Source organism: Microbulbifer sp. NBRC 101763 (assembly GCF_040371615.1).
Classification (GTDB): domain Bacteria; phylum Pseudomonadota; class Gammaproteobacteria; order Pseudomonadales; family Cellvibrionaceae; genus Microbulbifer; species Microbulbifer variabilis.
Genome location: NZ_BAABQV010000001.1, coordinates 1,055,477 through 1,064,031, shown reverse-complemented (window position 1 = coordinate 1,064,031; position 8,555 = coordinate 1,055,477). Strand labels below are relative to the sequence as shown.

The window sequence follows — 8,555 nt, the reverse complement described above, 5'->3', positions numbered from 1 at the left end:
TGCCAACAAGCTCATATCACGCCCTCTTCCACCGTATCGGGATCAACATCCACTAGCGGTTCCATTGCACTTAGGGCACCGGCAACATCTGCCAGTCTCGGAGAGGCAAATAAACGTCTGAGGGGAAGCAGCAAGCGGTGTTGCTGTTTTAGGCGGTCGATAAACCGGGTTGCCAATAAACTATCGCCACCCAATTCAAAGAAATTTTGATCGCGGTTTATCGCTGGTAGGCTAAGAAGCTTTTGCCAAATCTGGGCTACCAGGCGCTCGTTATCCGTCACCAGTTCAGCCGCTTTTTCCTGTTGGGGTTTTTCCACCGCATGCACGAGCTTTAATACTGAAGCCCGATCCAATTTGCCGTTTGCACTCAGGGGCATTTCCGGCAAAGTCACAATGAAGTCCGGGATCATATAAGACGGCAGGTGGTGGCGAAGGTACTCGCGCAATTCATCAGTATTAAACGTTGGTGGGCATTCGGGTGCGAGCACAACAGCTGCGACCAGCTGTTGTTCTGTGGCCAGCACCAGTGCGCGCTGCACAAACATCTGACGATTAAATACGGTTTCGATTTCACCCAGCTCTATGCGATGGCCACGGACCTTGACCTGGCTATCGGCGCGCCCCAAAAATTCCAGGCATCCATTGGGCCAGTAGCGTCCAAGATCCCCTGTGCGATACCAGCGCTCACCATCGACCGTAACAAAGCGCGCTTCGGTCAATTCGGGCGCCCCGCGATAGCCCATGGCGACACCATCACCACCGATCCACAGCTCACCCGTTGTCCAGTCAGGGCAGTCGCGCCCCTGGGTATCCATTACCCTGAATTTCTGGTTAGCCAGGGGGTATCCGTACGGGATCGAGTGCCAGCTTGGATCTACTTCTACAACTTCAAAACTGTTAGACCAAATAGAAGCTTCAGTGGCGCCACCCAGTGCGATAAAACGGCAATCGGGCTGTATTTGTTTTAATCGCTGGGGTAAATCCAGGCCAACCCAATCCCCGGAATTTAATACCAAACGCAAATTGCCAGGCGGTGTACCGGCACCGACAGTGAGTAACATATCCAATAGCGCCGGTACCGTATTCCAGATGGTGATGCCGTAGTGACATACCCGTTGATGCCAGCACTCGGCATCCCTTCGGTCCTCCTCATCAATCAATACCAGCGCACCACCGACCGATAGCAGTCCGAAAATATCGTAAACAGAGAGGTCAAAATCCAGGGCTGAAATGGCCAGTACACGATCATTTTCATCAACAGAGAAACGTTCGTTGATATCGGCAATGGTATTCCAGGCGGCACCGTGACTGATCTCGACGCCCTTGGGCTCGCCTGTGGAGCCGGAAGTGAAAATGATATAAGCCAGTTGCTCAGGTTCTGTTGCAATAGGCTCATCTATAGGAGCGAACTGTTCGGCCTGTTGAATTGCACTTTGGTCGAGCACCACTTTTACATCAGCACGGCGCAACATTGACTCACGCCTTGCCTGCGGTTGATCGATACCAACAGGTAAATAAGCAGCTCCCGCTGCGAGTACCCCCAAAACAGCGGCAATCTGGCCGGGCCCTTTCGGCAGGTTGACGGCCACCACCTCGGCAGGTGAAACCTGGCTTTCCAATAACCAGGCAGCGATGCGCAAAGCACGCTCTGCCAGGACACCATAACTCAGGGAATTATCACCTCCCCAATATAAGGCAATATTGTCGGGATTCGCTTTTGCCTGTTGGAAAAATCGCTGTGACAAATTATCCGTTGGGTCAATTGCGATACGCTTTTCAAGCTGAGTTCTAAGCTCCCGTTGAGCACTGGGTAATAAATCAGGCGGTGTGGAATCCCATTCAGCGTCACCCGCCCATTGGAGCAAGCCGATATAGGCCTGGAACATTTCCGCGCACATCCCCTCTGGGAAAAGCGCTTCGACAACATCCCAATTTAAGAAAACGCCACCCTCGACTTCGACCACCTGGTGATCCAGCCAGACTTGCGGTGTTTGTGTCAGGGCCCAGATAGGTTCTCGCAGAGGCCCATTTTCCGGTGCCGCTGTGCCACCGGGAATACCCAGTGCGCTGGTGAAGACCACGGGCATTGTGGCTTCCGCGTCGCTCTGCCGGCGGGCTAATTCCCGCATCAGGCTAACACTGGAAATATCGCGATGTTCCAGGGCCGCGCCAACTTCCCCTTGTATTTTTTTCGCTCGCACCAACCAGCTGTCACCGGCCTCTGGCCGGTAACCCACCAGGGTCAGGGAGGTAAAATCCCCCATCACTCGATAGATATCCGGGTGAACTTCACGGCGATCAAACAGGGTAAGGTTCAAGCTCAGGTCAGGGCGACTGCTCCAACGACTAAGCACTTCGGCAAAAGCGGTTAGAAGCAGGCTCGAAGGCGTGATTCCCTGCTCAGCCGCGCGCGCAACCAGGTTTTGCCAGGTCCGCTTATCAATATGCTGTTGATGACGCACAAAGTGCGGGCGCTCAATGGATGCCGGCTCCCGTACAATGGGCAGCTGGGGCGCGGGAGGCAGCTCCGATAATTTGTGCTGCCAAAATGTTTTTGCGGCAGCCAGGGGACCTTCGTCAAGATCACTATCAAATACGGCGGTCGTTTGCGGCAATACATTGCGCACATAGTCGCGGAAAGAGAGTTCGATAGAAGGTAGATGAGTTTCAGGGCTCTGATAAAGAATATTTAACTCACGATAAAACAGCAGAATACTGAAGGCATCGAGAATCAAATTATCCAAACCGATAGCCAACCGGGTATTGCGGCCACAGCGCACCGCACGGACATCAAACAGTGGCCACCTGCTGGGCTCAAACACCTGCTCCGCGCACTCCTGTCGCAGTTGCGCAAAAGCAGAAGCTGGATCGCTGTCTACCTCTGTAACATCGATGGAAAATCTCGGCACATCGGCAAGGACGCGCTGTCGACCTTCGCTGTCGAATACAGCCCGCAGCATTTCATGGCGGGCAATCATCGCGTTTAGCGCAGACTCCAAACGCTCCAGATCGAGATCAACAACGTCGTATTCGCGATAAAAATGACAGCCGATACCACCCAAAACAAATTCTGGGTCCCTTCCCAGCCAATAGGCCCGCTGGACATCGGTAGGTTCAAAAGCGGCGTACCGATTGGCCTTATCCGATTGCCACTGTGTAACAGTAATTTCGGTAGTGCCTTTATTTCGCTGTGGGTTCTCAGTTGGGTCTTGAGCTAATGTCGCAGTAAAGTCGGCCAGGCTAGGCTGGCTAAACAATTCCGACAGCATGACACCTTCATAGCCAGACTCGCGCAGGTCTCGCACAACACGGGTTGCTAACAGGGAGTCACCCCCAAGTGCGAAGAAATTATCGTCCCGGGCTATATCGGTAACATCGAGAAATTTGCACCAGGAGGCAGCCACCTGCTGCTCTAATTTACCTTGCGGTGGGTTCTGCTTTGCCTGATGTTGCGCTATGGATTCATCGGCAAACTGCTGTAAACCGCCGCGATCAATTTTGCCATTGGCGGTAAGGGGTATTTCAGCGAGACAGCAAAGTTCACTGGGCAGCATGGCGCTGGTCAATCGTTCGGTCAGGAATTCACGCAGGTCGCTCAAGGGTTCCTGCAACTGCTGCAAATCAACAAAGCACTTTTCTGGATTTATATTCCCTTGCGATAATTTGGACTCCAGAGCGACAACTGCAACCACACCTCGCTGAGTCAGCAGTGCAACCGCTTGCGCAATCCCTTTGTGCGTGACCAGTGCCGCTTCAATCTCGCCGAGTTCAATGCGGTGTCCACGGACCTTGACCTGATTATCGGCGCGGCCCAAAAACTCCAGGCACCCGTTCGGCCAGTAGCGGCCCAAGTCTCCGGTGCGGTACCAGCGCTCGCCTTCTTCTGTCACAAAACGGGCTGCGGTGATACCGAGAGCACCGCGATACCCCAAAGCAACGCCAGCACCACCGATCCACAACTCCCCTGTCACCCAGTCAGGGCAATCGCGCCCCAGGCCATCCACCACTCTGAATTGCTGGTTGGCTAAGGGGTAACCATAGGGAATAGATCGCCAAGAGGAATCAACTTCTTTGACTTCAAAATTGTTCGACCAGATAGAAGCTTCGGTGGCGCCACCCAAAGCGATAAAGCGGCAACCGGGGTTTACGCGCTTTAATCGTTCCGGCAGGTCGAGGCTGATCCAGTCGCCAGAATTTAAAACCAGGCGCAGCTCGCCAGCTGGAGTATCACCACCTGTGGTCAGCAGCATATCCAACAGCGCCGGCACCGTATTCCAAACAGTAACGCCATGCTGACACACCAGCTGATGCCAGCGCTCAGCATCCCGCCGGGATTCCTCTTCAACCAATACCAGTGCTCCGCCGGCGGACAAGAGCCCAAAAATATCGTAAACGGAAAGGTCGAAATCCAATGCTGATACGGCCAGCACGCGATCATTTTGATTAACCGAAAAGCGCGCGTTAATGTCCGCTATGGTGTTCCAGGCACTACCGTGACTAATTTCGACGCCCTTGGGCTCACCGGTAGAGCCAGAGGTAAAAATGGTATAGGCGAGATCTTTTGCCTTTCCCACAACAGGCTGGGATAAAGGCGCGACACCGGAGAGCACAGACAAGTTATCTATAACCAGCTTGGCTCCAGCAAGTTTGAGTACGCGCTCTCTACGCAACGGTGGCTGGTCTATACCCAGCGGCAGATAAGCCGCTCCTGCCGCTAATGCACCCAAGGCTGCAACAATCTGCTCCGGCCCCTTGGGTAATAAAATACCGACCAAATCACCGGGCTCAACACCTTGAAGCTGTAAATACGCAGCCATTGCCAAAGCTCTGTGGGCCAACTCCCCGTAACGGATTTGATCGCCGTTCCAATAGAGAGCCACTGCTTCAGGGCAGTTTTTAGCATTGCTAAAAAAATGTTCGTGTAATTGGTGAGGCTGGTATGGTTTGGCTGTGGAATTTACCTGCTGGCGCTGCTGCTTTTGCTCCGCTGGCAGCAGCGATGGTATGGGCTGGGCCCAGAATTCCGGGCTGCCGATCAGGCATTCCAGTAACTGCGTAAAGGCCGCAAACATGCCATCCAGGACGCCGGGAGCAAAAGCAGCTTCCCTCGCATCCCAGTTTACGGACAGGCCGCCTTTGAGCTCCATAACCTGTACGTCCAGCCACACTTGTGGCCCTTGGGAGATAATCCAGTTGACATCTCCAAAGGCACTGCGAACTGACTCGCCAAATAATTCTCCCAGCCCAAGCGCACTGGTAAAGACGACCGGCGCAAACACCGTTTGTCCCTGTTGCCTGCTGAGGTCACGCAGCACCTCTACGCCGGAATAACTCCCGTGCACTACATCCTGACGGAAGTTGTGTTGTAAACGCTGTGCACGCTCAACGAAGGTTCCACTCTGGCTGCCCTGCCAGGCAAGCAAGATCGAAGAAGTAAAGTCTCCTACCAGGGAGTTGACATCCCGGTGCAGGGATTCCCGGTCGAACAGGGGGAGATTCAGCAGGAAATCTGACTCTTCGCTATAGACCATAAGCACTTCGGCAAGCGCCGCTGCCAGGGTCATGGACAAAGTAATACCGTGACGGCTCGCAAATTCCGCTAGCTGGTTTTTCCGATCAGCAGACAGACTATAGTGGCGACGAACAACGCGACGAGTGTCTTTAGACTCAGTACCTATCGCAGTGGGTAATTGAGGAGCGCCGGGCAAATCTGCCAGGCGATCCTGCCAGTGTTCTTTGGCCTGCTGCTTCTCAGCTCGGCGCTCTTCTTTTGAGTGAAGAGCGCTGCGGTCAGCCTGGTAGCGCGGATAACTGTAATTCAACGGAACCAGAGACTGCTCTGGTTCCAGGTAGAGCTTGGCCAGGTCATTCAGTAACACGCGCAAACTAAAGGCATCTGCAGCTACCATATCCAGATTAATATGCAGGCGTGTGCCGCCAGCTTTTAATTCCGCAGGTAACAATGAGAGCTGTACATCAAAAACCTCACCCTGCAATATATCCAGCTGCCGATGGGAGAGTTGCTCCCTAACAGCGATAAGACTCTGCTCCGCTTCTGCGGCAGCCTGATGCCTGAAATCGTGAACCTTTAAACCGGGCCAGCTCACTTCAGCGGGAATCTGCTGTCGGCCATCATCGAGGATTTGAACACGCAGCATCCCATGTCGCTCGAAGAGGGAGTGCACAGCCTGTTCCAATCGATCAGGTACTACTTCCTGGCCATCAAACTCATGATAAAAGTGTGCGGCAACGCCCCCTAGATATTGATTCGGGTCTCGCCCAATCCAATAGGCATGTTGCATCGGTGCCAAATCAAAGGGAGTGATTTCATCAAAAGCGCCCGGCACAGATAAATGTTCACTGGTACTTTCTTCAGTTCCAATAGCCAACTGAGGTAGTGAAAGCCAGGCTTCCAATCGAGGCACCGCGATAAGATCAGCAAATTTCACCTTGATCTTTTTCTGCCTTAATTGGCCAACAATCCTCATGATTTGCACTGAGTTGAGCCCCAGCGCAATTAAGTCAGCCTGCGGATTAATGTCATTAATATCGGCATCAATAGCCTGACAAACTAAATCCTTTAACAAACTGGCCGGACTGATTGGCTCTGATTTATTCTGCGGCTTCGGCGACAAGAGATACGCTCCTTATTGCGTCTCGGATAACACGCATTTTGATGCAACTTTCACGATACTCGTGGGTAGGAAGGGAAGCCTCAACCAGGCCGCAACCGGCAAATAGTGTTACCTTGCCCGGAGTAATAAGTGCAGAACGCAGTGCAACAGCAAACTCCCCTTCCCCCTCGGCATTAAGCCAACCAACAGGTCCGGCATACCAACCGCGATCCAGGCCTTCATTTTCACGGATATACTTCAGTGCTTTTTTCCTCGGCAGGCCTCCCACCGCAGCACTGGGGTGTAAATCCGATAAGATATCCAACAGATTTACGCCATCTTTCACAAAGCCTTCCAGCGGCGTAAGCAAATGCTGAATTTGCTTTAATTTGCAGAGTTGGGGCGGTTCTGGTTCCGCTACGTTGTGGCAGTATTTACGCAAAATAGAAAGGAGATGTTGGACAACCAGGTCGTGTTCAAATCGGTCCTTATCGCTGTCAAGCAGAGATATCCCCAATTTATAATCAGTTGCCGGGTTTTTTCCCCGAGGTGCGCTACCGGCCAAAGCAACGGTACTGATACGCCCGTCTTTACCAGCCGCTAAGCGCTCAGGCGAAGCCCCAAGAAAGCAACTTTTTCCGCGGGAAAAGGCAAATAAATAGGCATCGGGGTAAGATTCTTGTAAATATCCGAGAATACTTCCCGGGCAGCAATCCGCGTTCAGTGCTTCAGAACGAGCGAGAACCACTTTTTGAAATTCGTTACGCTTAATTGATTCGACCGCATCAACAACACCCTGTTGCCAATCCATTTGATCAGTATCACTATTACTAAAATCACTCTCCACCAGCGGTAAAATGTTATTCGTAGAGGAGTCAGGGTTACGAGATAAGATGCCTTGCCACCGCGCTTTGGCTTGCTCAGTAGCGAGACTGCAGTCTGTATGACCAGTCACGATTAAATTTATTACCACATAACTGTGGTCCGCTTCACAATAAAGGGCTAACTCAGGTAGCGTTAACACGCCTGAAGGAAAATCTTGCCAAAGCGTTGAAGGGTCTTTTTGGTAATCAAAAGCAAACCCACCACACAAAATTGGTTGATGTCCCCCGCTCACGACAGAAGAAGCCTGTAATTTTTGCCAATTAGTTTGAATCTCAGACCAGGATTTCCCAGGAACACAGCTAAACTCGTAGGCAGAGCCAAAACTCAGGGCATAAAAGTCACTGGAGGGCGTACCCCACAGAGATGTTATTCGTTCATGTCGATAGTTAGCAGCGAACAACCCAGTTGGATCGCGCCTGTGGCATGGGAAGGAAAATGATGCCAGAACCTCTGGCTGCCCCTGGCTTACCCTGGACTTGGCTTCCTGCAAACAGGCCTCCAGTCCGTCGTACTTAGAGCGCCCTTTCATAGACCCTCCTCAGCATGTAGGGCACGCTCAGTTCGCCAATGCAGTTTTTGCTGTTTGATAAACCACTGGATAATCCCAGAAAAAAGCAACTCGATATAGTCAGCAGATAACTGCTCTTCCTCAGCCCAACCACGGCGATCAATCAACATAGCCGCAACCCGATCTGGAGCGGGAATACTGGCTTCATCTGGTTTGAACTGCGCTGCAGACAAAACATATCCCATACGCTGCCGCAACAGCCTGATGATCTCGCGATCAATGGAATCAATACCTTGGCGGATCTCATCCAGATTTTTACACTCCATTGGCAGCTTCGTTGCTTGCATAGAAACTCCATCACCTAAGCTGTTCATCTTCCCATCAATAATGAAACGTTATAACATATCATTTGCGAAATCAACGGGATGTTTGTTTTGGATTTGGGCATCAGGGTGGAGAGACTGTGTGCTACTTGTTACTAAAGAGAAATAATTCGAACATCATCAAAAATAACGATCTCGAATTAATCGAAGTAGAGATCCGCTATC

At 52.0% G+C, this 8,555-nt stretch carries 3 protein-coding genes; all 3 read right to left on the bottom strand.

What is annotated here, in order from left to right:
• Positions 1–11 precede the first annotated feature (11 nt).
• From ABWV76_RS04880 to ABWV76_RS04870, 3 genes are read right to left on the bottom strand one after another with little or no spacing between them, the layout of a single operon-like run.
• Positions 12–6,635: a non-ribosomal peptide synthetase gene (locus ABWV76_RS04880; RefSeq protein ID WP_353375386.1), complete on the bottom strand. Its 6,624-nt coding sequence runs from the start codon at positions 6,633–6,635 to the stop codon at positions 12–14.
• A complete protein-coding gene (locus tag ABWV76_RS04875) occupies positions 6,613–8,028 on the bottom strand; it encodes an isochorismate synthase (RefSeq protein WP_353375385.1) in 1,416 nt (471 codons plus the stop codon). Before ABWV76_RS04875 ends, ABWV76_RS04880 begins: the two co-directional genes overlap by 23 nt.
• Positions 8,025–8,354: an isochorismate lyase gene (locus tag ABWV76_RS04870; protein WP_282950653.1), complete on the bottom strand. Its 330-nt coding sequence runs from the start codon at positions 8,352–8,354 to the stop codon at positions 8,025–8,027. Before ABWV76_RS04870 ends, ABWV76_RS04875 begins: the two co-directional genes overlap by 4 nt.
• Positions 8,355–8,555 lie beyond the last annotated feature (201 nt).

What these genes read in the sequence shown, in the direction of transcription:
- ABWV76_RS04875 (WP_353375385.1), bottom strand. Translation starts at nt 8,028, where the DNA reads ATGAAAGGGCGCTCTAAGTACGACGGACTGGAGGCCTGTTTGCAGGAA.
- ABWV76_RS04870 (WP_282950653.1), bottom strand. Translation starts at nt 8,354, where the DNA reads ATGCAAGCAACGAAGCTGCCAATGGAGTGTAAAAATCTGGATGAGATC.